Source organism: Streptomyces tateyamensis, from assembly GCF_003205575.1.
In the GTDB taxonomy this organism is placed as follows: Bacteria; Actinomycetota; Actinomycetes; order Streptomycetales; family Streptomycetaceae; genus Kitasatospora; species Kitasatospora tateyamensis.
This window is the reverse complement of record NZ_PYBW01000043.1, coordinates 80,812-104,605: the sequence shown is the minus strand read 5'-3', so window position 1 is coordinate 104,605 and position 23,794 is coordinate 80,812. Positions and strand designations below refer to the sequence as shown.

Annotated in this window: 20 protein-coding genes, 2 tRNA genes and 1 pseudogene; 15 read left to right on the top strand and 8 right to left on the bottom strand. The window is 73.3% G+C overall.

What is annotated here, in order from left to right; all coding sequences use genetic code 11:
* Positions 1–41: 41 nt before the first annotated feature.
* Positions 42–1,142, bottom strand: coding sequence for a low temperature requirement protein A (locus C7C46_RS14290; RefSeq protein WP_245984414.1), 1,101 nt, complete (start codon positions 1,140–1,142; stop codon positions 42–44).
* Positions 1,143–1,151: 9 nt separating this feature from the next.
* Here C7C46_RS14290 and C7C46_RS14285 point away from each other — a divergent pair.
* Positions 1,152–1,643: pseudogene (locus C7C46_RS14285) on the top strand (hypothetical protein); the annotation flags it as partial.
* An 82-nt stretch (positions 1,644–1,725) separates the two neighbouring features.
* Here C7C46_RS14285 and C7C46_RS14280 read toward each other — a convergent pair.
* Positions 1,726–2,121, bottom strand: a complete 396-nt coding sequence (locus tag C7C46_RS14280; protein ID WP_110669520.1) for an ArsR/SmtB family transcription factor — start codon at positions 2,119–2,121, stop codon at positions 1,726–1,728.
* Between the two features lie 98 nt (positions 2,122–2,219).
* Between C7C46_RS14280 and C7C46_RS14275 the strand changes: the two genes are divergently transcribed.
* Both C7C46_RS14275 and C7C46_RS14270 read left to right on the top strand, forming a co-directional pair.
* A complete protein-coding gene (locus tag C7C46_RS14275) occupies positions 2,220–4,202 on the top strand; it encodes a heavy metal translocating P-type ATPase (RefSeq protein ID WP_110669517.1) in 1,983 nt (660 codons plus the stop codon).
* Complete coding sequence (locus tag C7C46_RS14270) at positions 4,199–4,615, top strand: (2Fe-2S) ferredoxin domain-containing protein (protein WP_110669515.1); 417 nt, start codon at positions 4,199–4,201, stop codon at positions 4,613–4,615. The genes C7C46_RS14275 and C7C46_RS14270 overlap by 4 nt, the downstream gene beginning before the upstream one ends.
* Positions 4,616–4,859: 244 nt before the next feature.
* On the opposite strand, the gene lysS is transcribed toward C7C46_RS14270, so the two are convergent.
* Entirely contained in the window at positions 4,860–6,536 is a 1,677-nt protein-coding gene (gene lysS, locus C7C46_RS14265; protein ID WP_220040623.1) for a lysine--tRNA ligase, read from the bottom strand.
* Between the two features lie 361 nt (positions 6,537–6,897).
* Here lysS and C7C46_RS14255 point away from each other — a divergent pair, with 361 nt between their 5' ends.
* The gene (locus tag C7C46_RS14255; RefSeq protein ID WP_110669511.1) at positions 6,898–8,067 is read left to right on the top strand and encodes an alanine--tRNA ligase-related protein; all 1,170 of its coding nucleotides are present in this window, start codon (positions 6,898–6,900) and stop codon (positions 8,065–8,067) included.
* An 826-nt stretch (positions 8,068–8,893) separates the two neighbouring features.
* Entirely contained in the window at positions 8,894–9,541 is a 648-nt protein-coding gene (locus C7C46_RS14245; protein ID WP_110669507.1) for a flavin reductase family protein, read from the top strand.
* A 126-nt stretch (positions 9,542–9,667) separates the two neighbouring features.
* Here C7C46_RS14245 and C7C46_RS14240 read toward each other — a convergent pair whose 3' ends face one another.
* Positions 9,668–10,900, bottom strand: coding sequence for a citrate synthase (locus tag C7C46_RS14240; protein ID WP_110669505.1), 1,233 nt, complete (start codon positions 10,898–10,900; stop codon positions 9,668–9,670).
* A gap of 154 nt (positions 10,901–11,054) precedes the next feature.
* On the opposite strand from C7C46_RS14240, the gene C7C46_RS14235 reads away from it, so the two are divergent.
* Positions 11,055–12,233 carry a citrate/2-methylcitrate synthase gene (locus C7C46_RS14235; RefSeq protein ID WP_110669627.1) on the top strand — a complete coding sequence of 393 codons (1,179 nt, stop codon included), beginning with the start codon at positions 11,055–11,057 and terminating at the stop codon, positions 12,231–12,233.
* Between the two features lie 49 nt (positions 12,234–12,282).
* On the opposite strand, the gene C7C46_RS14230 is transcribed toward C7C46_RS14235, so the two are convergent.
* Entirely contained in the window at positions 12,283–13,146 is an 864-nt protein-coding gene (locus C7C46_RS14230; protein ID WP_110669504.1) for a LysR family transcriptional regulator, read from the bottom strand.
* Positions 13,147–13,238: 92 nt separating this feature from the next.
* On the opposite strand from C7C46_RS14230, the gene C7C46_RS14225 reads away from it, so the two are divergent.
* The 6 genes from C7C46_RS14225 to C7C46_RS14200 all read left to right on the top strand — a co-directional run bounded on the left by C7C46_RS14225 (position 13,239) and on the right by C7C46_RS14200 (position 17,622).
* The gene (locus tag C7C46_RS14225) at positions 13,239–13,976 is read left to right on the top strand and encodes an SDR family oxidoreductase (protein ID WP_110669502.1); all 738 of its coding nucleotides are present in this window, start codon (positions 13,239–13,241) and stop codon (positions 13,974–13,976) included.
* Between the two features lie 130 nt (positions 13,977–14,106).
* Positions 14,107–15,021, top strand: coding sequence for a Type 1 glutamine amidotransferase-like domain-containing protein (locus tag C7C46_RS14220; RefSeq protein ID WP_245984413.1), 915 nt, complete (start codon positions 14,107–14,109; stop codon positions 15,019–15,021).
* Between the two features lie 149 nt (positions 15,022–15,170).
* On the top strand, positions 15,171–16,424 hold the full coding sequence (locus C7C46_RS14215) for a lytic transglycosylase domain-containing protein (protein ID WP_425470066.1): 1,254 nt from the start codon (positions 15,171–15,173) through the stop codon (positions 16,422–16,424).
* Between the two features lie 206 nt (positions 16,425–16,630).
* Positions 16,631–17,191: a hypothetical protein gene (locus tag C7C46_RS14210; RefSeq protein WP_110669499.1), complete on the top strand. Its 561-nt coding sequence runs from the start codon at positions 16,631–16,633 to the stop codon at positions 17,189–17,191.
* Between the two features lie 35 nt (positions 17,192–17,226).
* Positions 17,227–17,300, top strand: a tRNA-Met gene (locus C7C46_RS14205).
* A 248-nt stretch (positions 17,301–17,548) separates the two neighbouring features.
* A tRNA-Met gene (locus C7C46_RS14200) sits at positions 17,549–17,622 on the top strand.
* A gap of 165 nt (positions 17,623–17,787) precedes the next feature.
* Here the strand turns inward: C7C46_RS14200 and C7C46_RS14195 are convergent.
* Positions 17,788–18,471 carry a TetR/AcrR family transcriptional regulator gene (locus C7C46_RS14195; protein ID WP_110669497.1) on the bottom strand — a complete coding sequence of 228 codons (684 nt, stop codon included), beginning with the start codon at positions 18,469–18,471 and terminating at the stop codon, positions 17,788–17,790.
* Positions 18,472–18,607: 136 nt separating this feature from the next.
* Here C7C46_RS14195 and C7C46_RS14190 point away from each other — a divergent pair, with 136 nt between their 5' ends.
* Positions 18,608–20,857 carry an MMPL family transporter gene (locus C7C46_RS14190; RefSeq protein WP_110669496.1) on the top strand — a complete coding sequence of 750 codons (2,250 nt, stop codon included), beginning with the start codon at positions 18,608–18,610 and terminating at the stop codon, positions 20,855–20,857.
* A gap of 53 nt (positions 20,858–20,910) precedes the next feature.
* Here C7C46_RS14190 and C7C46_RS14185 read toward each other — a convergent pair whose 3' ends face one another.
* Complete coding sequence (locus C7C46_RS14185) at positions 20,911–21,354, bottom strand: ester cyclase (RefSeq protein WP_245984412.1); 444 nt, start codon at positions 21,352–21,354, stop codon at positions 20,911–20,913.
* A 178-nt stretch (positions 21,355–21,532) separates the two neighbouring features.
* Here C7C46_RS14185 and C7C46_RS14180 point away from each other — a divergent pair, with 178 nt between their 5' ends.
* On the top strand, positions 21,533–22,147 hold the full coding sequence (locus C7C46_RS14180) for a TetR/AcrR family transcriptional regulator C-terminal domain-containing protein (RefSeq protein WP_110669494.1): 615 nt from the start codon (positions 21,533–21,535) through the stop codon (positions 22,145–22,147).
* Between the two features lie 109 nt (positions 22,148–22,256).
* Entirely contained in the window at positions 22,257–23,357 is a 1,101-nt protein-coding gene (locus C7C46_RS14175; protein ID WP_110669493.1) for a polyprenyl synthetase family protein, read from the top strand.
* Positions 23,358–23,398: 41 nt separating this feature from the next.
* On the opposite strand, the gene C7C46_RS14170 is transcribed toward C7C46_RS14175, so the two are convergent.
* Positions 23,399–23,755 (bottom strand): hypothetical protein, encoded by a 357-nt coding sequence (locus tag C7C46_RS14170; protein WP_220040616.1) that lies wholly within the window; start codon positions 23,753–23,755, stop codon positions 23,399–23,401.
* Positions 23,756–23,794: the final 39 nt, after the last annotated feature.

Sequence of the window (23,794 nt, the reverse complement as noted above, 5' to 3'; positions counted from 1 at the left end):
AGTTCTGAGTCGTGGTCACCCCGCCGACCGCCCCGCTCGCCCTACAGCCCGGCGGGGGCGTCCGGCTCGGGCTCGGGATGGCGCAGCAGGTAGGCCACGGCCACGCCCCACGGGATGCTCAGCAGCAGGACCAGCAGCACCCCGAGCAGCAGCGGCGCCGGGCGCAGCGCGGCCAGGCCCAGGCAGGCGAGGGCGGTGGCGCCGCAGGTGCGCGAGAGCGGGCGGTAGAACTCGCGCTTGCTGCGCCAGGCGGTGAGGCTGCCGGCCACCGTCATCGTGCTGACCAGGACCAGGGCGGCCCCCGTGCACAGCACCCAGGCGGTCGCGGTGGCGGTGCGGTCCGCGTGGGCGTGCTCGACCAGGCCGACCATCGCCGCGCCCATCGCGGCCACCGCCGCCGTCAGCGGCAGGTGCCCGAGCATCCACTGCAAGGTTGCGGGCGGCGTGGCGCGCGGTTGGCGGTGGCCGACGAAGTCGAAGTAGGTCCACCAGGCACCGAAGCCGGCCACCACGGCGACCAGGCCGACCGCGAGGGTGAGCGCGGCGGTCGGCTCGGCCGAGAGCCCGGTGACGACTCCGGTCACGGTCTCGCCCAGGACGATGATGATCAGCAACCCGAACCGCTCGATGAGCGCGTCGGTGACGGCCAGCGTGGTGGCGGCGCCCGGCCTCTGGCGCAGGATCAGGACGGAGAGCCCGGCCAGGTAGGCGAGGTCGAGGCCGCCCCAGGTCCACACCCGTGCCCCGGCGGGCAGCAGCGCACTCACCCCGAGGACCACCGCGCACCCGGCGGTGCCGACGACGTACGGCCGGCCGGCCCGGCGCATGCCGGGCTCGTCCCCGCGCGAGGCCAGCACCCAGAGCACAGCCAGCACCGCGAACAGCACCCCGGCCGCGACGGCGAAGGCCGTGCCCCGCTCGCCGCCGGCCTGCGGGATGGACCCGCCGAGCGGGACCAGGACCAGGATCTGCAGCAGGAAGGTGACCCGGGCCCGGGCGTCCTCGTGCCCGTGCAGCTCGTGGTGCGCGCTGCCGTTCAGCCAGGCGATCCAGACCAGCCCGAACACCGCGCCGTACTCGCCCGTCCCGCGCCAGGTGAGCTGCCCGGCGAGGTGGTGCGCCGCCTGGGCGACCAGGACCACCACGACCAGGTCAACGCACCCCGGCACGTCCCCGGCGGGGAGGGCCGGCTGCTCACCCACCGCTGGCGCTGGTGGAGCTACGAGCCGACCCGGGTCGACTGGCTGGGCGCGTTCCTGCTCTTCGCCGGCACCCTGGTGTTCGGCGTCAACCTGCTGGACTCGTTCCTGGCGGGCCTGAGCGTCCAGCAGGTCAACCGGCTGATCTGGGCCCCCGACGTGGTGGGCTGCGTGCTGTTCCTGATCTCCGGTCACCTCGCCTTCGTGGAGATCCGCCACAGCGTCCGGTCCGGCGGCCACCGCCGCGGCGACCTCGGCTGGTGGATCGTGGCCGTCAACCAGCTCGGCTCGGTCCTGTTCATGGTCTCGGCGCTCGCCGCCTACACCCGCCCCGCCACCGGCAGCCAGATCAACGCCGACATCGCCAACTGGGGGACCCTGACCGGTGCCCTCTGCTTCTCCCTGGGCGGCGGGCTGCAGCACCTCGAACGCCCACCCGGATGACGGTGCCAGGCAGCTCCGCCGGTGCGGATACGGCCTCGTCACGCCGACGGACGCGAGCGGCGGCCCCGGCGGTGCTGCGGCCTCAGGTCGTGGGACCGCCGGCGGCGTCCTCCGCGTCCTCGGTGTCGGGGGTGTCGCTGAGGCCCAGGCGCAGGTGGTCGATGTGGTAGACGGCCTGGTCCAGCAGGGCGGCGACGTGGTTGTCGTACAGGGCGTAGACCACCGAGCGGCCCCTGCGGGTGCCGACGACCAGGCCGAGGTTGCGCAGCAGCCGGAGCTGGTGGGAGCAGGCTGACTGCTCCAGGCCGACCTCGGTGGCCAGTTCGGTGGCGGCGCAGGGGCCCTCGCGCAGGCGGGAGAGGATCAGCAGCCGGGACGGGGTGGCCAGGGCCTGCAAGGTGTTGGCCACCCGGGCGGCGCTGGCCTGGTCCAGGCGGGTGTGCTGGACGGCGGTGGCGGGGGCGGCTCCATGACCCATGCGGGACATCCTACAACGAACGAATGAAAGAGCATTCATATGTTCATGTATGGTGGACGAGCTGTTGGTCCCACCCTGCCCGGAAGGGTTCTCCCGCCATGCCCCCCACCCTGATCGAGCGCCCCGCGCCCGCGGCGGCCCCCGCTCCCGCGAGCGTCGCGCCCCGGCGGCGGACCCGGGTGTTCGCCCTGCCTGAGGCCCGCTGGGCCGCGATGGCGGCGCTGCTCTTCCTGCTCGCGCTGCCGCTGCAGCTGACCGGCGCCCCGGCCGCGGCCTGGGTCCCGCTGTACGCGCTCGCCTACCTGACCGGCGGGTGGGAGCCGGCCTGGGCGGGCCTGAAGGCACTGCGTGAGCGGACCCTCGACGTCGACCTGCTGATGATCGTGGCCGCCCTCGGTGCGGCGGCGGTCGGCCAGTTGACGGACGGTGCGCTGCTGATCGTCATCTTCGCCACCTCCGGCGCGCTGGAGGCGATCGCCACCGCCCGCACCGCCGACTCGGTGCGCGGCCTGCTGGACCTGGCCCCGAGCACCGCGACCAGGCTGGCGGCCGACGGCACCGAGGAGACGGTCCCCACCGAGGCGCTCGCCGTCGGAGACACCGTGCTGGTGCGGCCCGGCGAGCGGATCGGCGCGGACGGCCAGGTGCTGGACGGCGCGAGCGAGGTGGACCAGGCCGGCATCACCGGCGAGCCACTGCCCGTGACCAAGGCGGCTGGTGACGAGGTGTTCGCCGGCACCCTGAACGGCACCGGTGCACTGCGGGTCCGGGTCGGGCGGGACGCCGCCGACTCGGTGATCGCCCGAATCGTGGCGATGGTCGAGGAGGCCGCGCAGACCAAGGCCCCCACCCAGTTGTTCATCGAGAAGGTCGAGCAGCGGTACTCGATCGGCATGGTGCTGGCCACCCTGGCCGTCTTCGCCGTGCCGCTCGCGCTCGGCGCGGCCTTCACCGGCTCGCTGCTGCGCGCGATGACGTTCATGATCGTCGCCTCTCCGTGCGCCGTGGTGCTGGCCACCATGCCGCCGCTGCTGTCCGCGATCGCCAACGCCGGGCGCCACGGCGTCCTGGTGAAGTCCGCCGTCGTGATGGAGCGGCTCGGCCAGGTCGACGCGGTCGCGCTCGACAAGACCGGCACCCTGACGGAGGGGATCCCGCAGCTGACCGAGCTGCGCCCGCTGACCGGCTCCGGCGTGACCGAGGGGGAGCTGCTCGCGCTGGCGGCGGCCGCCGAGCACCCCAGCGAGCACCCGCTGGCCCGGGCCGTGGTCGACGCGGCCCGCACCCGCGGGCTGACCATTGCCCCCGCCCGCGACTTCGCCGCGACCCCCGGTGTCGGAGTGACCGCGACCGTCGGCGGCCGGACGGTGGCAGTCGGTGCGCCGGCCCGACTGCTGGTTGGCCGGCAGTCGGCAGCGGCAGCGGCGGCGGTGGCCGAGCTGGAGCAGGCCGGCCGCTCCGCCGTGCTGGTGGCGCTCGACGGCGTCCCCATCGGGGTGCTCGGCGTGGCCGACCGGGTGCGCCCCGACGCCGCCGCCACCGTCACCGCCCTCAGCGCGCTGACCGGCGCCGCTCCGATGCTGCTCACCGGTGACAACCCCCGTGCCGCGGCGCAACTGGCCGCCGAGGTCGGCATCACGGACGTACGGGCCGCACTGCTGCCGCAGGACAAGGTCCGCGCCGTCCGGGAGCAGGAGGCGGCCGGGCACAAGGTGCTGGTGATCGGCGACGGCGTGAACGACGCCCCCGCGCTGGCCGCCGCCCACACCGGTGTCGCGATGGGCCGGGCCGGCTCCGACCTCGCACTGGAGACCGCCGACGCCGTCGTGGTCCGCGACGAACTCGCCACCGTCCCGGCCGTGGTGGCGCTCTCCCGGCGAGCCCGCTCGCTGGTGGTGCAGAACCTGGCGATCGCCGCGGTGTTCATCTCGGCCCTGGTGGTCTGGGACCTGGTCGCCACCCTGCCGCTGCCGTTCGGCGTGCTCGGCCACGAGGGATCGACCGTCCTGGTCGGCCTCAACGGCCTACGGCTGCTGCGGGAGACCGCGTGGACCAAGGCGCGGGCGGAGGGGCACCGGTGAGCCGCCGAGGGAAGAAGGCCGACGCCGTGCCCGCGCAGGGGGCACCGGCCCGTTGCACCGTCACGGTCTGCCGCGGCTGCTGCTGCGGCACCGCCAAGGTCCCGGGCGTGGACCACCGCGCGCAGCTCGTCGACCTGCGCGAATCCCTCGCCGGGGTGGCGAACGTGCGCCCCACCGACTGCCTGGACGCCTGCGAGCAGGCCAATGTGATGGTGGTTCAGCCCTCGGCCGAGGGTCGGCGGGCCGGCGGGCGCCCGGTCTGGCTCGGCCTGGTCAACGACGTGGACGCGGCCCGCGACATCACCGCCTGGGTCGCCGCCGGCGGCCCAGGCCTGGCGGATCCGCCGGGCGTGTTGGACCTTTACGCGTTCCAGCCCTCCCGGCGGGTCCGCCAGGGTGTCGAGGAGGACTGAACGGCTCGCCGGTTCCGTGACCGTCGCTTGCGGTGCGGCGGAAGCGTGCCCGGCGTGGCGCCCTTCGGGCCTGCCGCCCGCGGACTCGCGCGGAACTCCGTCCGCGCTGAATAGCTGGCTTTCCGGCACCCCATTTCCGAATTCCCGCGGGTCGCCATTCCCGAAGGATTCCCCGCGCCACTGTCGGCCGGTACGCGAACGTGGCTGGGGCCGNNNCGGCCCCAGCCACGTTCGCGAGATGCTGTCAGAGCGTCAGCAGCGAGCGGATCCGGTCGGCGCCGAGGGCCAGCAGCAGGGTGGGCAGGCGCGGACCGGTGTCCCGGCCCACCAGCAGCTCGTAGAGCAGCGAGAAGAGCGTGCGCTGAGCCAGCTTCAGCTCCGGGCTGGCCGGGGCGTCCAGCGGCAGGCCCGCCTGGAGCTTCGGCACGCCGTAGACCAGCGAAGTCAGGCCGTCCAGCGACCAGTGCTCGTCCAGGCCGTCCAGCAGCAGCTTGAGCGCCGCCCGCTCGTCGGCACTGAGCTGCGCCAGCCGCTCGCGGTCGGGAGCCGTGCGGACCTGGGTGCGGTCCTCGGCCGGCAGCTTCGCCACCCAGGCCTGCACCCGGTCCAGGCGCGGGCGCACCTCGTCCAGGGAGGTGAGCGAGGAGCTCTCCGACATGTCGTTCAGGATCCGCAGGATCTGCTGCTCGTCCCCGGTGGTGATGTCCACGGCGGAGGCCAGCATGCGGAACGGGACGGTGCGGCTGGTCACCGGCAGGGTCCGCTCGGCCGTCCCCAGCGCGCGCGCCCGGACCGCCTGCTCCAGCTGCTCGCCGCCGCCGTCCGCCAGGCGGCGGGTGACCGCGTCCCACTCGTCGTAGAGCCGGCCCACCTCCTGGTCGAAGGCGATGGAGAAGGACTGGTTCGGCTTGCGGCGCACGTACAGCCAGCGGACCAGCGGGGCCTCCAGGATCTGCAGCGCGTCACCCGGGGTCGGCGCGCCGCCGGCCGAGCCGCTCATCTTGGCGGTTCCGCTGGTGCCCACGAAGGAGTAGCCGAGATAGGACGGCGGCCGGCCGTCGAAGACCTCGCGGACCAGCTGGGAGCCGACGGTGAAGCTGGAGCCGGGGGAGGAGTGGTCCACGCCGCCCGCCTCGAAGGTGACCCCTTCGAAGGCCCAGCGCATCGGCCAGTCGACCTTCCAGACCAGCTTGCCGCGACCGCTGACGCCGATCACGTCGGTGTCGGCGTGGCCGCACTGGCAGGTGTAGGAGATCCGCGCGCTCTCCTCGTCGAACTCCGTGACCGTGGTGAAGTCCCGGTCGCACGCGCCGCAGTACGGCTTGTACGGGTAGTAGCCCGAGGCCGTGGTCTCGTCCTCGGTGTCGTTCGCGACCGAGTCCGCCGCCTCCGGGTCCTCCGGCTGACCGGCCGCCTGGCCGGCGGCCTGGCCCGCCTGCGCGGTCTTCGCCGTCCGGTAGCGGCCGAGGATCGCGTCGATCTGTCCGCGATGGCGCATCGCGTGCAGGATCTGCTCGGTGTAGGCGCCGGCCCGGTACATCTCGGTCTGGCTGATCTCGGTGACCTCGACGCCGAGCTCGGCCAGCGCGGCCCGGAACGGCACCTTGAAGTGCTCGGCCCAGTTCTCGTGCTCCCCGCACGGGTCCGGCACCGAGGTCAGCGGCCGGCCGATGTACTCGGCGAAGGACTCCGGCACCCCGGCCGGGACCTTGCGCAGCCGGTCGAAGTCGTCCCAGGACAGGATGTGCTTGCAGTCCAGCCCGCGCCGGCGCAGCTCGTCCGCGACGAAGTGCGGCACCATGATCTCGCGCAGGTTGCCCAGGTGCACCGGGCCGGAGGGGCTGATCCCGGAGGCGCAGACGAGCGGCGCACCGGCGGGACGGTTTTTGCCCTCGGCGATAACCTGATCTGCCGCGGCCATCACCCAGTCGCCCTGCTTCGCGCCTGCCACTGCATTCCTCCGTGCTGATTTGTGAAGTCTTTCGCGTAAGCATACGGGGTGCGGGCTGCCCGCCGAACGCGCCCGATTGAGCGGAAATCCGATCGCCCCGGCCGTGCGGAACGGGCTAACCTGGCCGGCATGAACGTCACTGGCCGAACCACCACCGCGACCGCGCGAGCGACCAACTCGCCGGTTGCCGCCGCCTGACGTTCCCTCACCTCCCACCGGCAACCGGAAAACGGTCCGCCGGTGGGTCCACGGGTACTCCCGTTCCGGTCCCGAGTCCGTGCTGATCCGTTCTCCGGTGCCTCCCGCTCGCACATCCGCGAAGGAGCCTCCCGTGAATTCCGAACTGGTCAAGCGCACGTTCGTCGAGTACTACCAGGACCGGGGACACCGCCGGATCACCGGCTCGGCCCTGCTGCCGCCGCCCGGCGACCCGGTGCTGTTCACCACCTCCGGCATGCACCCGCTCACGCCGTACCTGGAGGGCCGCGAGCACCCGCTCGGCCGGCGCCTGGTCAACGTGCAGCGCTGCCTGCGCACCACGGACCTGGAGGAGGTCGGCGACCTCACCCACCTGACCGTCTTCGAGATGCTGGGCAGCTGGTCGCTCGGCGACTACGAGGGCCCGCAGAGCCTCGACTGGGGCTACGGGCTGCTCACCGAGGGCTTCGGGATCGACCCGGGCCTGCTGCACGTGACCGTCTTCGGCGGCGACGAGCAGTGCGGCCCGGACACGCGGTCCCTGGAGCTGTGGCAGCGGCACGGAGTCCCCGTCGAACTCACCGTCGAGGACAACTGGTGGTCCAACGGGCCGACCGGCCCGTGCGGCCCCGACTCGGAGATCTTTTTGTGGACCGGCGACACCCCGCCCGAGTCGACGCCCACCGGGGACGACCGCTGGGTGGAGGTGTGGAACCACGTGATGATGCGTCACCGGCGCCTGGAGGACGGCTCGCTGGTACCGCTGCCGCAGCGCAACGTCGACACCGGCCTGGGACTGGAGCGGCTGACCACCCTGCTGCAGGGCCGCCGTTCCGTCTTCGACTGCGACGTCTTCGACCCCTGGCGCCGCCTGCTGCCGCCGCTGTGGCCGCTGGACGAACCGTCGCTGCGGCTGGTCAGCGACCACCTGCGCTCCTCCGTCGTGGTGATCGGCGACGGCGTGCGCCCCGGCAACACCGGCCGCGGGTACGTGCTGCGCCGGCTGGTGCGGCGGGTGCTCACGGTGCTGTGGCAGGACGAGCCGGGGCGGAGCCTCGGCGACCTGCCGCAGGAGCTGGTCCGGCACACCCTGGACCGCTTCGGCCAGGACGTGGACCCGGGGCTCGTCCGGCAGGTGCTGCTGGAGGAGGAGCGCGGGTTCGGCCGACTACTGCGGCGCGGCCGGCAGGTGCTGTCGCGGCCGCGTTACCAGGGCCGGCAGTTGACGGAGGAGGAGCTGAACTACCTGCACGACACGCACGGGTTGCCGCGCGAGCTGGTGCTGAGCCTGCGCGAGTCGTGAGGGGCGCGGGGCGCGGGGCGCCCGGGGTGCGGGGCGCCCGGGGTGCGGGGCGGCTGGCCCCGTGCCCCGGTGCGCGCCGGTCGGTGGATCTCGGCGCGTGGCAGGATGCCGTCCATGACCTGCATCCGGACGGGCACCCGAAGGGGCCGTGCCTCGTAGAACACCAGCTTCACTCCGCCCGCGAACGTGCGGCTGGGGACGACCGTGGGTGCGGTACCGCGATGTCCCGGGCCTGTCGGGAGCGGCGAACGCCGCCGTCCGGGTGGTCGAACGGGAGCGACTGGCTCCGGGCCTTGTCGCGGTGGCGCTGAGCGTGTGGTCCGTGCGCGTCCATGGCACCAGCCGGCGGTGGCGGCATTCGGAAGCCGAGTTCACCTGCCCGTGCTGCGGGGAGGGTTGGGCCCGGGACAAGCTGCAGGAGGCGCTGTTCGGGCTTCCGCCCAGGGCGGCCGGGGAACTGCGGGTGCGGGTCGAGCGCCTGGACGCCGTACTGCTCCGGCGAACGCATCACGAGCCCTCGGCCGACCAGGGGTTGGCATGGTGGCATCGCCGGTGCTGACCGGCCGTGCCGTGCCGTGTCGTGCGGCTGTTGCCGGGCCCGGCGCGTTCGGGACGGAAGCTACGAGCGGCGGCCCAACAGGTGGGCGTCGAGGAAGCGCCGTCACACCATGAATCGGTCTGACAAGTGACTTGGTGACAGGGCGCAATGGCAAGCGCGAGGTCCGATTCCCGCCAGCGGCGCCGGTTCGCCCAGGGGAGAGTCAGGGACGGCCCGGGTTCCTGATCGCGGGCCGGTCCGTTCGGCTCTTCGTGAAAGGCACACCCCATGCACGTCGTCCCCGGGCTCAAGGTCCTCTACTTCGGCACTCCGGTGGTGCTGATCAGCTCGCTCAACGAGGACGGCACGGCGAACCTGGCGCCGATGTCCTCGGCCTGGTGGCTGGGCCAGTCCTGCATGCTCGGTCTCGGCAACAGCGCCCAGACCACCGCGAACCTGCTGCGGGAAGGCGAGTGCGTCCTCAACCTGCCCTCGTCGGCGATGGTCGACGCCGTCGACCGGATCGCGCTCACCACCGGAAAGCCGACCGTGTCGGCCACCAAGGCGAGCCAGGGCTACCGGTACGAGCCGGACAAGTTCACAGCCGCACAGCTGACCGAACAGGCCTCGGAACTGGTCCGGGCGCCCCGGGTCGCGGAATGCCCGGTCCAGCTGGAATGCCGGGTCGTCTCGGCCCATCCGTTCGGTGCCCCCCACCCGCGCGCCACCGCCTTCGAGGTGGAGGTCCTGCGCGCCCACGTCGAGGAGAAGCTGGTCATCCCCGGGACGCACTACGTGGACCCGCTGGGCTGGGACCCGCTGATCATGAAGTTCTGCGAGTTCTTCGGCGGCGGGGCCAACCTCCACCCGTCGCGACTCGCCGAGGGCTGGCACATGCCGCACGGGCTTCAGCCGGTGAGCACGGATCACGGCTGACGCGGCCTGGCCCGGGCCCGGGCCCGGGCCGGCCTGTGGTCCTCGTATGCACCGGGATCTGTTCGCGTACCTGACCCGTCCGCGTGCATGCGGCGCTGTGCTGACTCGCCGGCCCCTGCCCGCGCCTCAGTCCGCCGCCGGGCGCGGCCCCGTGTACACGCCGCGGGCCCGCATCCGCAGGGGCTCCTCCTGGTACTCCTCCATCGCGTGCGCCAGCCAGCCGGCCGTGCGGGCGACGGCGACGATGACCTCACCGGCCTCGCCCGGCATGCCGGTGGCGAGTGCGAAGGCGGCCAGTGCCAGGTCGATGCTCGGGTACTGCCGGGTTCCCGGGCCGGAAGCGGCGTCCACCACCGCCTCGAGCGCGACGAGCACCTCGGCGGCCAGCGGCAACTCCCGCATCGCGCTGAGCAGTTCGGCGGCCCGCGGGTCGCCGTTCGGGTACATCCGCGCGCCCAGGCCGGGGATGTCGCGGCCGGTGCGGTGGTGGAACGAGACGACGTCGGTGGCGTTGCCGGAGTTGATCACGTCGATCAGCAGGGCGTGGGCCAGCGAGCCGATGGCGCCGTGCAGCGGGCCGTCCAGCGCACCCAGGCCGGCCGAGACCACCGCGTACGGGTGGGCCCGGGCCGAGGCGGCGACCCGGGCGGCGACGGTGGAGACCGCGAGGTCGTGGTCCATCATCAGCACCAAGGCCAGGTCCAGGCAGCGCAGTGCCGCGGGGCTGGGGATATCGGGGGCGAGCCGGCCCCACAGGCGGGCGGCCAGCGTGGTCTGCGGGTACTCGGCCCCCTCGGGCGTGCGGCGGGGCAGCGCCTCGACCATGGTGCCGATCAGCGCGGCACCGGAGGCGCGGACGCTCTCCTCGCGCAGGTCGAAGCGGCTCGGGTCGGCGGTGCCGGCCACCGCGACCGCGATGCGGAGCCGGTCGGTGAGCCTGGTCCGCGGCGGCAGTGACTCGGCGGTGCGGGCCAGCAGCGGGGCCAGCCCGGCGGGGGAGCGCAGCGCCACCCCGGGCGTGGTGCCCAGGCCCCAGAGCCAGCCGACGGCGGCCTCGAAACCGTGCTCGCGGGCCAGCCGGATGGCGTCCGTGCCCCGGAAGTAGAGCCGGCCGTCCTCGATCAGGGTCAGCGCGGTGCGTACGGTGACCGGCTCGTGCGGGGACTGGCGGGGCGGGCGCCGGCCGCGGGCGGCGAGCTCAGCCACCTCCGCCGCGTCGAAGGTGCTGCCCTTGCCGCCGGGGAGCCGTTCGCTGCTGAGTTGACCGCGGCTGGCGTAGGCGTACACGGTCTCCACCTTGACGCCGAGCAGGTCGGCGACCTGCTGGGTGGTCAACCTCTCGGTGGGGCGCTCAACCATGGATCTGCCTCCCGGGCGATGTTGATCTGTATCACCTTGCCGGCATCAGTATGGACTATCCATGTATACATTGACTAGCAATCAACATTGACAATATGGATCCATACTCGGACAGTACGAAGAGTCAGCACGAACTTCCGAGATGGGGTCCACCATGAACGCCGCCACCACTGCCGAAGCCCCCGCCGCCGCCGTCCAGATCGAGGTCCCGCGCGGGCTCAAGGGCGTCGTGGTCACCGAGACCGGCCTGAGCGACGTGCGCGGCACCGAGGGCTTCTACCACTACCGCCAGTACTCGGCGATCGACCTCGCCCAGCAGTGCACCCTGGAGGAGGTCTGGCACCTGATGCTGCTCGGTGAACTCCCCGACGCAGCACAGCTGGCCGCCTTCCGCGCCCGCACCGTCCCGCTGCGCCGGCTGCCCGAGGCGCTGCGCCCGCTGCTGCCCGCGCTCGCCACGGCCACCGCCGGCGGCGGCGCCCTGGGCGGCCTCAGCGCCGCCCTCTCGGTGGCCGCCGCCGACCGCGGGATTCGCCCGCTCTACGACACCACGCCCGAGCAGCGGATCGAGGACGCCCTCTTCGCCACCTCGCTGGTCCCCACCCTGCTCACCGCCCTGCACCGGCTGCAGCACGGCGAGCAGCCGGTCGAGCCGCGCGAGGACCTGGGCTACGCCGCCAACTACCTCTACATGCTCACCGGTCAGGAGCCGGCCCCCGCCGAGGCCCGGGCCGTCGAGCAGTACCTGATCTCCACGGTGGACCACGGCTTCAACGCCTCCACCTTCACCAGCCGGGTGATCGCCTCCACCGGCGCCGACCTGGTGGCCTGCCTGCTGGGCGGCCTCGGAGCGCTCTCCGGCCCGCTGCACGGCGGTGCCCCCAGCCGGGCGCTGGACACCCTGGACGCGATCGGCACCCCGGACCGGATCGACGACTGGATCCGCACCCGGGTGCTGGCGGGCGAGCGGATCATGGGCTTCGGCCACCCCGTCTACCGCACCGAGGACCCCCGCTCGCGGATGCTGCGCGGCATCGCCGAAGGCTTCGGCGGCGACCTGGTGGAGCTCGCGGTCACCGTGGAGCAGCGCGTGGAGGCGATCCTCGCCGAGCTGAAGCCGGGCCGGGAGCTGCACACCAACGTGGAGTTCTACGCAGGAGTGGTCATGCACCTCTGCGGTCTGCCGCGCGAGATGTTCACGCCCACCTTCGCCGCGGCCCGGGCGATCGGCTGGAGTGCCAACATCCTGGAGCAGGCCGCCGACCCGAAGATCATCCGCCCTGCCGCCCGGTACACCGGCATCCCCGCCCCGCAGCCGGTGCCCGCCCGCTGACCCGGCGCCCGAGCCGTGCCGGGCGCTGACCGGTGGGGGCCGAGCCTGGTCACAGCCGTGCGGCCGTGCGGACCAGGCCGGCCAGGGTGAGGGAGCGGCTGTGCGCGGGCCAGGCGAGGTGGGTCACCACGGGCGGTGCGTCAGGCACGGGAACGGCCGCGTGCTCGGCCCACAGCCAGGAGCGGGCGGACTCGGGGACGACCGCCACGGTGCGCCCGAGGGCGATCAGCTGGGCCAGTTGGGTCTGGTTGTGGATCTCGGGGCCAGGGCCGGGTACGTAGCTGCCGCGGGTGGGCCAGCGGGCGAGCGGCAATCCGGGGATGTCCCTCACCTCGGCCAGGGACAAGGTCTCGCGGGCGGCGAGGGGGTGTCCGGCCGGCAGGACGGCGACCTGCCCCTCGGCCGCCAGCGCCTCGCTGTCGAACCCGGCGAGGGAGTTCCACGGCGTGTGCATGAGCGCGACATCGGCGCGTCCGTCGCGCAGCAGTTCCTCCTGCTCGCGGATGCCGCACGGCAGCACCTCGATCTCGGCGCTGTCGGGCTCGGCCGCGTAGGCGTCGAGCAGCTTCCGGAGCAGTTCGTGGGACGCGGCGGCCTTCACCGCGAGGACCAGCCGACCGCGGGGGCCGCCAGGACCGTCGGCACCCCCGGCGCGCCGGGTGCGGCGGACGGCTGCAGCGGCCGCGTCGAGTGCCGCCCGGGCCTCCTGCAACAGCACCTCCCCGGCACCGGTCAGGCGGACACCGCGGCGGTTGCGCTCCAGCAGACAGACCCTCAGGCGCCGTTCGAGCTGCTGGATCGCCCGCGACAGTGGCGGTTGGGCCATGCCGAGACGCTCGGCGGCGCGCCCGAAGTGCAACTCCTCGGCCACGGCCACGAAGTACCTCAACTCGCGGGTCTCCAGGGTATCCACGGCCGCAGCATACGCGGTGATACCCGCCGGGTATGACAGGGCACCGTATCGGTGTTGGCCGCGCTGTTCGTCCCAGGGCCACCATCCTCGGCATGAGCGAAACGATGATCGCGCTGGTGACCGGCGCGAACAAGGGCATCGGATACGAGATAGCGGCCGGGCTGGGCAGCCTCGGGTACCGCGTGGGGGTGGGGGCTCGGGACGAGACCCGACGCGAAACCGCCGTCGGGAAGCTGCGCGCCCTCGGCGTGGACGCGTTCGGGGTGCCGCTGGAGGTGACCGACGACCGGAGCGTCGCCGCGGCCGCGGAGCTGGTCGACCGGCTGGTCGGGCGCCTGGACGCCCTGGTCAACAACGCCGGCATCCCGGGCGAGATGGGCCCGGGGTGGGAGCAGGACCCGACCGCGCTCGACCTGGACGTGCTCCGCACGGTCGTGGACACCAACGTCATGGGAGTGGTCCGGGTGACCAACGCGATGCTGCCGCTGCTGCGGCGCTCGGCCTCGCCACGCATCGTCAACGTCTCCAGCAGCGTCGGCTCCCTGGCCCGGCAGGCGGACCCCGACACCGAGATCGGCCCGGTCATGGCGGCCTACGCTCCGTCGAAGTCGTTCCTGAACGCCCTCACCGTCCAGTACGCCCGGCAGTTCAGCGGGACGAACATCCTGATCAACGCCGCCTGCCCGGGCCTGGTCGCCACCGACTTCACCGGCTTCCACGGACCCCGCACCCCCGCACAGGGCGCGGTGACAGCGATCCGGCTCGCCACCCTGCCCGACGGCGGCCCGAACGGTTCGTTCTTCGAAGACGACGGTGTCGTCCCCTGGTGATGGCGAACGGCTCTGACGCAGTGGGCGGCAGCTGCCTCGCCCCAGCTCGCCGCCCCGTGCCTCGGTGGCTGCGCCGGCGGGGCGGGCTGCCACCTCGCGCAACTGCCGGAGGTCGATGCGGTGGTGATGGATGGTGGCCCGCGACGAGATCACCGCCGGGGCGGTCCGGTTCGCGCGGCGGGCCGGGATCGGCGTGGCTGACGGACCGGCCCTGGCCGCCTTGCTCGGCCGGTACTCGGCCCCCGCCCTGGCACCTCGCTCCGGTGCCGCCACCGAGGCGACCAGCTGGAAGACTCGTCCGGAGCCGACCATCGTGAAGGCGATCAGTGGTCACGGCAGTCAGTCTCAAAGCAACCAGTGCGGGGGCGTGATGAAACTTCTCCTTACCGATTCCGGCGTCAGGAACGCGAGCATCCTGGCGGCGTTGGTCGATCTCCTGGGCAAACCGATCAGTGAGGCCGACGCCCTCTGCATCCCGACCGCCGGGTACGGGGGCCCGTACGCGGACCCCGGTGGGCCGTGGCGGTTCGTCAGCGGGCAGGCCCCCAGCCCGATGACCGGGTTGGGGTGGAAGTCGGTGGGGCTGCTGGAGCTCACCGCGCTGCCCAGCATCGACCGGGACCTCTGGGTCTCCTGGGTCCGGGCGGCGGACGTCCTGCTGGTGAACGGGGGCGACGCGCTGTACCTGTGCCACTGGATGCGGGAGTCCGGACTCGCCGACCTCCTCCCGTCGCTGTCCGACACCGTCTACGTCGGGCTCAGCGCCGGAAGCATGGTCCTGACTCCCCGGGTCGGGGCGGAGTTCGTCGACTGGAAGCCGCCTACCGGTGGTGACCGCACGCTGGGACTTGTCGACTTCTCCATTTTCCCGCACCTCGACTCTCCGGACTGCCCGGAGAACACCATGGCCGACGCGGAGTGCTGGGCCGCCGGGATTGCGGGTCCGGCCTATGCGATTGATGCCCAGACCGCGATCAAGGTGGTCGACGGAGAGGTCGAGCTGGTCTCCGAGGGCCACTGGAAGCTGTTCGACCCGTCCTCGTAGCCGGCTTCCCCGACGTCACTGACCTGCGCAGTCCGGCCGGCGTGCAGGCAGCGGCGGCCCGGCGTCGATCCCGCCTGTGATCTGATGGAACCTGACGGGCTGTTGGTTCGTCCATGTACTGACCAAATGGATCGTCAAAGGGGATGCGCGTGACCTGGCGGATACGGATACCGGCACTGCGACGGGTGGCGGGGGCGATTGCGACCATCGCCGCCGTCACCGCACCGGCGGGGCAGGGGGTGTCGCCGGTGGCGTTCGCGCAGCCGGCCGCCGGTCCGGTGTCCGTGCCGACGGACCGCCCCGCCGCGGGGGGCGATCCCACCGCGCAGCCGGCGCTGGACGGCGGGGGCGCGGTGAGCCTGCCGCAGCCACCGGCCGCACCGAGCAGTGCGCCGAGCCCCGGGGCGGGTGTCGGCCCGGCGCCCGTCGCAGGCGGGGGCGGCCTGCCGTCCACGGTGTTCGCCGCCTACCGGAAGGCGCAGGACTCGCTGGCGACCTCGGTGCCCGCCTGTCACCTGCCGTGGCAACTGCTCGCGGCCATCGGCCAGGTGGAGTCGAGCCAGGCCGACGGCGGCCGGGTCGACGCCGCCGGGGCCAGCTACACGCCGATCCTCGGCCCCGTGCTGGACGGCACGGGCGGGAACGCCGCGATCCGGGACACCGACGGTGGCCGGTACGACCACGACACCGTCTGGGACCGGGCCGTCGGGCCGATGCAGTTCATTCCCTCCACCTGGGCCGACTGGGGCGCGGACGGCAACGGCGACGGGATCGCCGACCCGAGCAACGTCTGGGACGCGGCGCTGGCCGCCGGCCGGTACCTGTGCGCGGACGGCCGCGACCTGGCCGTCCCGGCCCAGCTCGACCGCGCCGTGCTCGGCTACAACCACTCGGACGCGTACCTGCGGACGGTCCGGGCGTGGCAGGCCTACTTCGAGGCGGATGGGAGGGTGGTGCCGGACGCGGTGGGCAGCCCCGCTGCCGTGACGAGCGCCTCGCCCACGCCGAGCGCGTCCGCCACGCCGACCGCTTCGCCCACGCCGGTGCCGTCCTCGACTCCGACCCCGTCTGCTTCGGCTTCGCCCACGGCCACGCCTTCGCCGTCCCCGTCGAAGTCGCCCACGCCCAGCGCGACGCCGTCGCCGACCGCCGTGCCGACACCCTCGCCGTCGCCCTCCAGTTGCCCGTCGCCCGCACCGAGCGGCTCGCCCTCCCCGTCGGTGACCCCGACCCCCACCCCGAGCCCGAGCCCGACGGCCGCCCCGACGCCGTCGCCGACCGCGACCGCGCCTTCGCCGACTCCGTCGGCCTGCGCCCCCGCCTCGCCGGCCGCGTCCCCGTCCCCGTCCTCGTCGAGCGGGTCGCCGTCGCCCTCTCCCTCACCTTCGGCCAGCCACCGCTGAGTACCCGTCAGCTGTCCCGCCCCGGTCGACGAGCCCGGCGTCAGTGGTCATGACGCCGGGCTCGGCCGCGTCGCGGGCCCAGGACGCACGGCACAGGGTGTCGATCCACCCACTCACCCCCCGCGGGGTGGGCCGGAGCCCCGCGCCGCTACGCTCTGCCCCAGTGCTCAGAGCGGGCACAGTTTCTCCAACAAAGGCACGGTTCGATGAAGGGTTTGACGGACGATCGGAAGCTCGATCTGCAGTCCCAGGCCAGGCGGGCGGTGCGGCGGGTGGACCCGACCGAGCGGTGCCGCTCGGTGCTCCTGGCGGTGGGCGGGCCTCACCCGCCACTCCTGCTGACCTTCGGCGGGGTGCTCGCCATGTTCCTGACCAGCGCGTACTTCCTCACCCTCACGGACCGAGCCGTGTACGTCCACCGGGGCTCGCGCCCCGAGGACCAGCCCGAGATCCTGGTGCAGGTGGTTCCCTTCGAGCAGGCGGCCGGGCTGATCGCGAAGGTGAAGCGGGGCAGGACCTGGAACGTGCTCTTCCTGCGGCTTCCGGGGCGGAGCAGGTCGATTCGCCTGAACCTCTCCTACCAGTCGCGTGACGACCTGGAGCGCTTCGTCGCCAACCTCGAGAAGAGCATCGAGCGGGCCGGCGTCCAGCCGGTCAGTGAGAGCGCCCGTCAGCCCGCAGCGTCGAACACCGCCGCCGCCGATGACCGCGGTCCCGATGACCCTCGCGCGGAAGACCGCCGCGCTGTCGGGAAATGGATTTCCTGATTCGGGCACCTGTGCCGTAGAGTCTGGTTCACCGACGCGGGGTGGAGCAGCTCGGTAGCTCGCTGGGCTCATAACCCAGAGGTCGCAGGTTCAAATCCTGTCCCCGCTACTACGAAGGCCGACCGGTGCACATTGTGCGCCGGTCGGCCTTTTTGTTCGCCGGATTCTCCGGCGGCAGCGGTGCTCTGACGGTCAGGCAGGCCCCTGCCCGCAGCCCGCCTGTGCCCGAGAGGATCCCCCGGTCGCGGGCATTGCCTGACACCGCCGCCGCGCGGACCTGTCCGGGTAGCCCGGGTGGCGCGGCCGGGAAATGGATTTCCTATTCGGTCACCTGTGCCGTAGAGTCTGATTTACCGACGCGGGGTGGAGCAGCTCGGTAGCTCGCTGGGCTCATAACCCAGAGGTCGCAGGTTCAAATCCTGTCCCCGCTACTACCAGAACCGGTCGGCGCACTCGATGCGTCGGCCGGGTCCTTTTTGTTTGCCCGGCCGCCGGCCTACTCAGGACCTCGGGCGCGATCACCTGGTGCGGCCGCACTGCCGCAGTCGGGGCCCGAGCAGCCGCTGCGCCTGCTCGGGCCCGGCCCCGCCGCCTGATCACCCGTCAGCGGCCCCCGGGTCGGCCGGGGCCAGGCCGGCTGTCCGGGCGGCGAGGCCGGACTGGGCGGCGAAGAGGCGGTCACGGGCGCCCTGGTCGAGGCCGTGGAAGTGGCCGTGGGCCTCCAGGGTGACGAAGCCGTGCACGGTGGCCCAGGCCAGCAGGGTGGCCTCGTGGATGTCCGGGACCAGCGGGGTGCCGAGCCGGCCCTGCTCGGCCGTGTCGGCGGCGAGTTCGACCACGTGCTCCAGGGCCCGGCGGGCGGCCGTCACGGTCGGGCCCTTGGGCGGGGCGGCGTAGCCGGGCACGGGGGAGCCGAAGATCAGCGCGAACCGCTCGGGGTTGTGCTGCACCCAGCCGCGGTAGGCCGTGCAGGTGGCCACGAAGCGACCGTCGAGGTCGTCCGGGGGGACGGTGGTCCGGGTCGCCCGCAGGGCGTCCGAGAGGCTGTCGAAGGAATCGGCGACCAGGGCGGTCAGCAGCTCGTCGCGGTCGGCGAAGTAGCGGTACAGCGCGGGCGGGGTGATCCCCATGCTGCGGGCGATGTCCGTGAAGCGGAGGTTCGCGGTGCCGTGCTCGACGATCAGGCCGAAGGCCGCCTGCTTGATCTCCTCGACGGTGGCCGCCCGCACCCGGTCGCGCCGGCTCGCCCCTGCTCCGACCTCTGTCGCCCAACCCGTCATCGCGTCTCCATCCGCTTCGTACACCGCTGCGACATTGACAAACCGTACCCATCGACGGAAACGTTACGCTTCGTAAGGACCGTTATGAAGCGTAACGCTTGCGGGGCAGTGGCCCCCACGACGTACGGAGGGCCTCATGTCCCAGCAACCGCGCGGCGATCGGCGCACCGCCGCCGCGGACACCGGTCCGCACCGGCCCGGTCCGCTCGGCCGAATAGCCGGCTGGAGCTTCCGGCACCGGGGTCGCACGGTGCTGCTGTGGCTGCTGGCCGTCGGCGTGGCCGTCGGTCTGGCGGCCGGCTTCGGTGCGAAGTACAGCGCCGACTACTCGGCGCCCGGCTCCGATTCCAAGCAGGCCCAGCAACTGCTCGGCCGGGACTTCCCGGGGCTGGGCGGCGAGTCGATCAGCCTGGTGCTGCACGCCGACGGCGGCCTGGCGGACGCCGCGACCCGCACCGAGGTGCATGACCTGGTCGCCAGGATGGCCGCCGTAACTCACGTCAGCGGAATCGACGACCCGCTGGGGCCGCGCGGCAAGGTCTCGCCCGACGGCCGCACCGCGCTGGGGCAGATCCACCTGGACGTCGCCAACCCCCCCGACATGCCGAAGGCCGACACGCACCAGTTGCTCGACCTGGCCCACCCGGCCACCGGGGGCCTGCACGTCTCCCTCGAAGGCATGGCCGTCCAGCAGGCCGAGCAGGGCTCGATCGGCTCCGAGGGCATCGGCATGGCGGCCGCGGCCCTGATCCTGGTGCTCACCTTCGGCTCGGTGGTGGCCGCCGGGCTGCCGCTGCTCACCGCGGTCGGCGGACTCGCCGTCAGCAGCACCCTGCTGCCGGTGCTCGCCGCGCTCATGCCGGTGCCGGACTGGTCCACCTCGCTGGCCGCGATGCTCGGCATCGGCGTCGGCATCGACTACGCGCTGCTGCTGGTCACCCGGTACCGCGAGTGGCGGGCCGAGGGGCTGGAGGCCGAGTCCGCGACGGTCGCCGCGCTGGACACCGCCGGGCGCGCGGTGGTGGTGGCGGGGACGACCGTGGTGGTCAGCATGCTCGGCCTGTTCGCGATGGGCCTGTCGTTCATGCGCGGGGCGGCGGTCGCCGCGATCCTGTCCGTGCTGATCGTGCTCGCCGCCTCCGCCACCCTGTTCCCCGCGCTGCTCGGCTGCCTGGGCCGGCACATCGAGCGCCTGCGGCTGCCGCTGCCCCGGCGCGGTGCCCGACGGCCCGCCAACACGGTGTCCGCGGGCTGGCTGCGCTGGAGCCGGCTGGTGGAGCGCCACCGGGTGCTCGGCGCCGTCACCGGCGTGGTCGTGCTGCTGGCACTGGCCGCGCCGTTCCTCGGGGTGCGGTTCGGCTTCCCCGACGCCGGGAACGACCCGGCCGGCCGCTCCAACCGGCAGGCCTACGACACGGTGGCCGCCGGATTCGGCCCGGGCAGCAACGGGCCGCTGCTGCTGGTCTCCGAGCCGGGCGCGGGCGCTGACGCCGCGTCGGCGCTGCCCGGCCTGCTGCGTGCGGTGCCCGGGGTCGCGGCCGTCACCGCGCCGGTGCCGAGCGCGGACGGGAAGTCGTTCATGCTGACCGTGGTCCCGACCACCGGGCCGCAGAGCTCGGCCACCGGGGACCTGGTCCGCGACCTGCGCGACCACGTGCTGCCCGCGGTCGGCGGCGGCGTCCGGGTGCACGTCGGCGGTGCGACCGCGAGCGCGATCGACAGCACCGAGAACATCTCCCGCCGCATCCCGCTGCTGGTCGGCGGCGTGGTCACGGTGTCGATGCTGCTGCTGGTGGTGGCCTTCCGCAGCCTGGCGGTCGCGCTCAAGGCGGCCGTGATGAACCTGCTCTCGGTCGCGGCCTCCTACGGCGTGGTCGCGCTGGTGCTGCAGGGCGGCACGGCGGGCAAGCTGGTCGGCATCGACAACCCGACCCCGCTGCCCGCCTTCGTCCCCGTGCTCACCTTCGCCGTCCTGTTCGGCCTCTCGATGGACTACGAGGTGTTCCTGGTCAGCCGGATGCGCGAGGCCTGGCTGCGCTCGGGCGACAACGGGGAGTCGATCGTCAGCGGACTGGCCGGCACCGCGCGGGTGATCACCGCGGCGGCGGCCATCATGGTCGCCGTCTTCGCGGCCTTCGTCCCGTCACCGGACCTGGCGATCAAGGTGATCGGGATCGGCATGGGCTCGGCCATCCTGATCGACGCCACCCTGGTCCGCCTGCTCCTCGTCCCGGCCGTGATGCACCTGCTGGGCCGCGGCAACTGGTGGCTGCCCGGTCGGCTGGACCGCCGGCTCCCGCAGCTGCACGTGGAGGGCCACGCGGACCGGTACCTGCCGGCGGGTGAGCCGGCGACCGAGGAGCGGCTGGCGACGCCGGTCGGCTGACCTGGCCCTGGGACCTGGGCCCCGGGCTGCGGGCGCGATCGCCCGCAGCCCGGTCAGTCCGTGGTCGGCCAGTCCCAGCCGAGCTGGAGGAACATGCCGAGCCGGTCGCTCACCGCCCGGATCTCGACGATCTGCCCGGCGCGGACGGTGAAGATCCAGATCTGCTCGACGTCGAAGCGGCGGTTGGTCGGCTCGGGCATCCGGGCGTGGTGGCCCGTGTGGACCCCGGCCACCCGCAGCCGGGCGACGACCTCCTCGTCCTCGGCGACCAGCTGCTCGATCCGGAAGCCGTCGCCTGCCTGCTCGATGCTGAAGGCGGCCAGCTGGCGGCGGAAGCCCTCGATGGCGGCGCCGGGGGTGTCCTCCTCGCCGAAGATGACCTTGTTGTGGTCGATCACCGTAGGGGAGAGCAGCGGCACCCAGCCCTCGCCGGAGCGGTCGTTGAGCGCGGCGACGAAGTCGCGGATGACCTGCTTGTTGGCGGCGGTCGTCGACATGGCGGTTCCCCCTGTGACAGCTGCGGGCATTTCGTTCTTACATGGTAAGTTTTGCTCGATCGAGTGTCATCTTATGCTGTAAGAAAGTCAAGCCCGGACAGGGAGGGGAGAAGTGACGGTGGCACAGCGCGGACGAAAGCGGGAGGCGGCCCGACGCGGCCCGGGCAAGCGGGCCGGCATGAGCAGACAGCAGGTCCTGGACGCGGCGCTCGGCCTGGTCGACCGGGACGGGCTCAAAGGCCTGACGATGCGTTCGCTCGGCGAGGAGCTGGGCGTGGAGGCGATGACCCTCTACCACTACGTGCCCAACAAGGACGCCCTGCTCGACGGCCTGGTCGAGCAGGTGTTCACGGCCGCGACCCCGGCTCTGGACGGCGCCGCCGACTGGCGCACCGCCCTGCACACGTACGCCACCGCGCTGCGCGCAGGCCTGCTGCGCCACCCGGCCGTGCTCCCGCTGGCCATCTCCCGGCCCGCCGCCACCCCGGCCACCCTCGACGAGGTCGAGGCGTTGCTGGGCCTGCTCACGGAAGCCGGTTTCCCGCTCGGCCGCGCCCTGAACATGCTCAACTCCCTCGCCGTCTTCGTGATCGGCCACGCCACGGCGGAGGCCCGGATCGTCGTGGGCGCGGACGAGGCGGGCGGCGCCGACTGGATCGCCGCGCAGGCGGGAGGCCGGTACCCGCTGCTGGTCCGCGCCGCGACCGACGGGGCGGGCACGGACGACGCCGAGCGCTTCGCCTTCGCGCTCGACGCCCTGCTGCTCGGCTTCGAGGCGCTGCGCCCGGAGTGAGGCGGGGCGGCTGCCGGGCCGTCAGCCCAGCACTGCCCGCGGGCGAACGGCGACCCTACTGGGGCTAGCAGTGGGCTGCCGGCAGCGGAGGGAGTGGGAGGCTTGCCGGGTGAACGACACCATCACGGCCGCGCTCCGGCGGGCCGCCGACCACCAGCGCGGGTTCGAGGCCCGGTTCGCGGAGTACTTCGCCACCCTGACCGAGCCGGCCGGCGGGGCCCTGGACCTGCCCCCGAACGGGGCCTTCCCGGCCCGGGCGCTCGAACTGGTGCGGGAGCTGTCGCTGCGCGGCGGCAAGCGCCTGCGGGTGGCCCTGCTGCACGAGGCGGCCGCGCTGGTGGCGGAGGAGCGAGAGCAGCAGGTGCCGGGGTTGGCCGAGGCGGCGATCAGTGTCGAGCTGCTCCAGACCCACGGCCTGATCCACGACGACATCATCGACGACGCACCCGTGCGCCGTGGTGGGCCCTCCACCTACTACGCCTACCGCCGGGAGTTCCCCGACCGTCCCGACACCGCGCTGGCACTGGCGGTACTGGCCGGCGACCTCGCGGCGTTCCTGTCCGTGCGGGTCCTGCTCGCCGGCGCGCTGCCGCCCGACCGGGCGCTGGCCATGGCCGCCGTCGTCACCGATGCCGGGGCGACCACGGTGGGCGGGCAACTGCTCGACCTGGAGCGCGACTTCCACCCGGCCCCGGAGCCCGGACTGCTGCACGCGGTCACCGAGTACAAGTCCACCCGCTACTCGGTGCTGGCCCCGCTGCGGCTGGGCCTGCTCGCGGCCGGCGCCGACCTGGCCCCGCACGACACGGAGTTGCGTGCCTACGCCACCGCGGTGGGGATCGCCAACCAGATCCACGACGACTGGCTCGACCTGTTCGGCGACCCCGACGCGCTCGGCAAGCCGGTCGGCTCCGACATCCGTTCCGGCCGCCGCACCTACCTGGTGAGCGCCCTGCTGGCCGCTGTGGACCCGGCCGGGCGGGCGGTGCTCGACGCGGCGCTGGGGAACCCCGACTGCACCGACGAGGAGCTCGACCGGATCTGCCGCATCGCGCGGGACCACGGCGTCGACCGGGCCGTGCGGCGCGTGGCCGAGCGCCACGCCCGGCAGGCGGCCACCCGGGCGGCCGGCTGGCACGGGCGCTGGCGGCCGGAGGCGGTGGCGTTCTTCGAGCACCTGCCGGCCTGGAGCGTGGCCCGGGACCGGTAGTTCGGCCCCGTCCCGGGCCACGCCCGCCGACGGGTTTCGTCCTACTTCCAGCGGTACTCCGTGACCTCGCCGCCGCGAACGACGACGGTGGCCTCCGGCGTGTCGGCGGTGCGCCACAGTGTGTACCCGCCCTCCGGGAGTGGGGAGATGACGGCGCAGTGGCTGGTGTGCCCGCCCAGGTGGCGCGGGCGCACGGCCGCGTGGGTGCGGGTGGTGCCGTCCTCGGTGGGGCTGACCTCGATCTCCAGGCCTTCCTCCGCGAGGCCGGTGTGGATGATCAGCGCGCCGAGGGTGCCGCCGATCTCCAGCACCACGCTTCCTTCGCGGGAGGGGTCCGGCAGGGGCGCGTGGGTGTGCGCGTGGGTGTGGGTGCGGCTGTGGGTGTGCTGGTCGGTCATGGTTCCGCTGCTTGCCTTGTCTGCGAGGGCGGGGCCGCG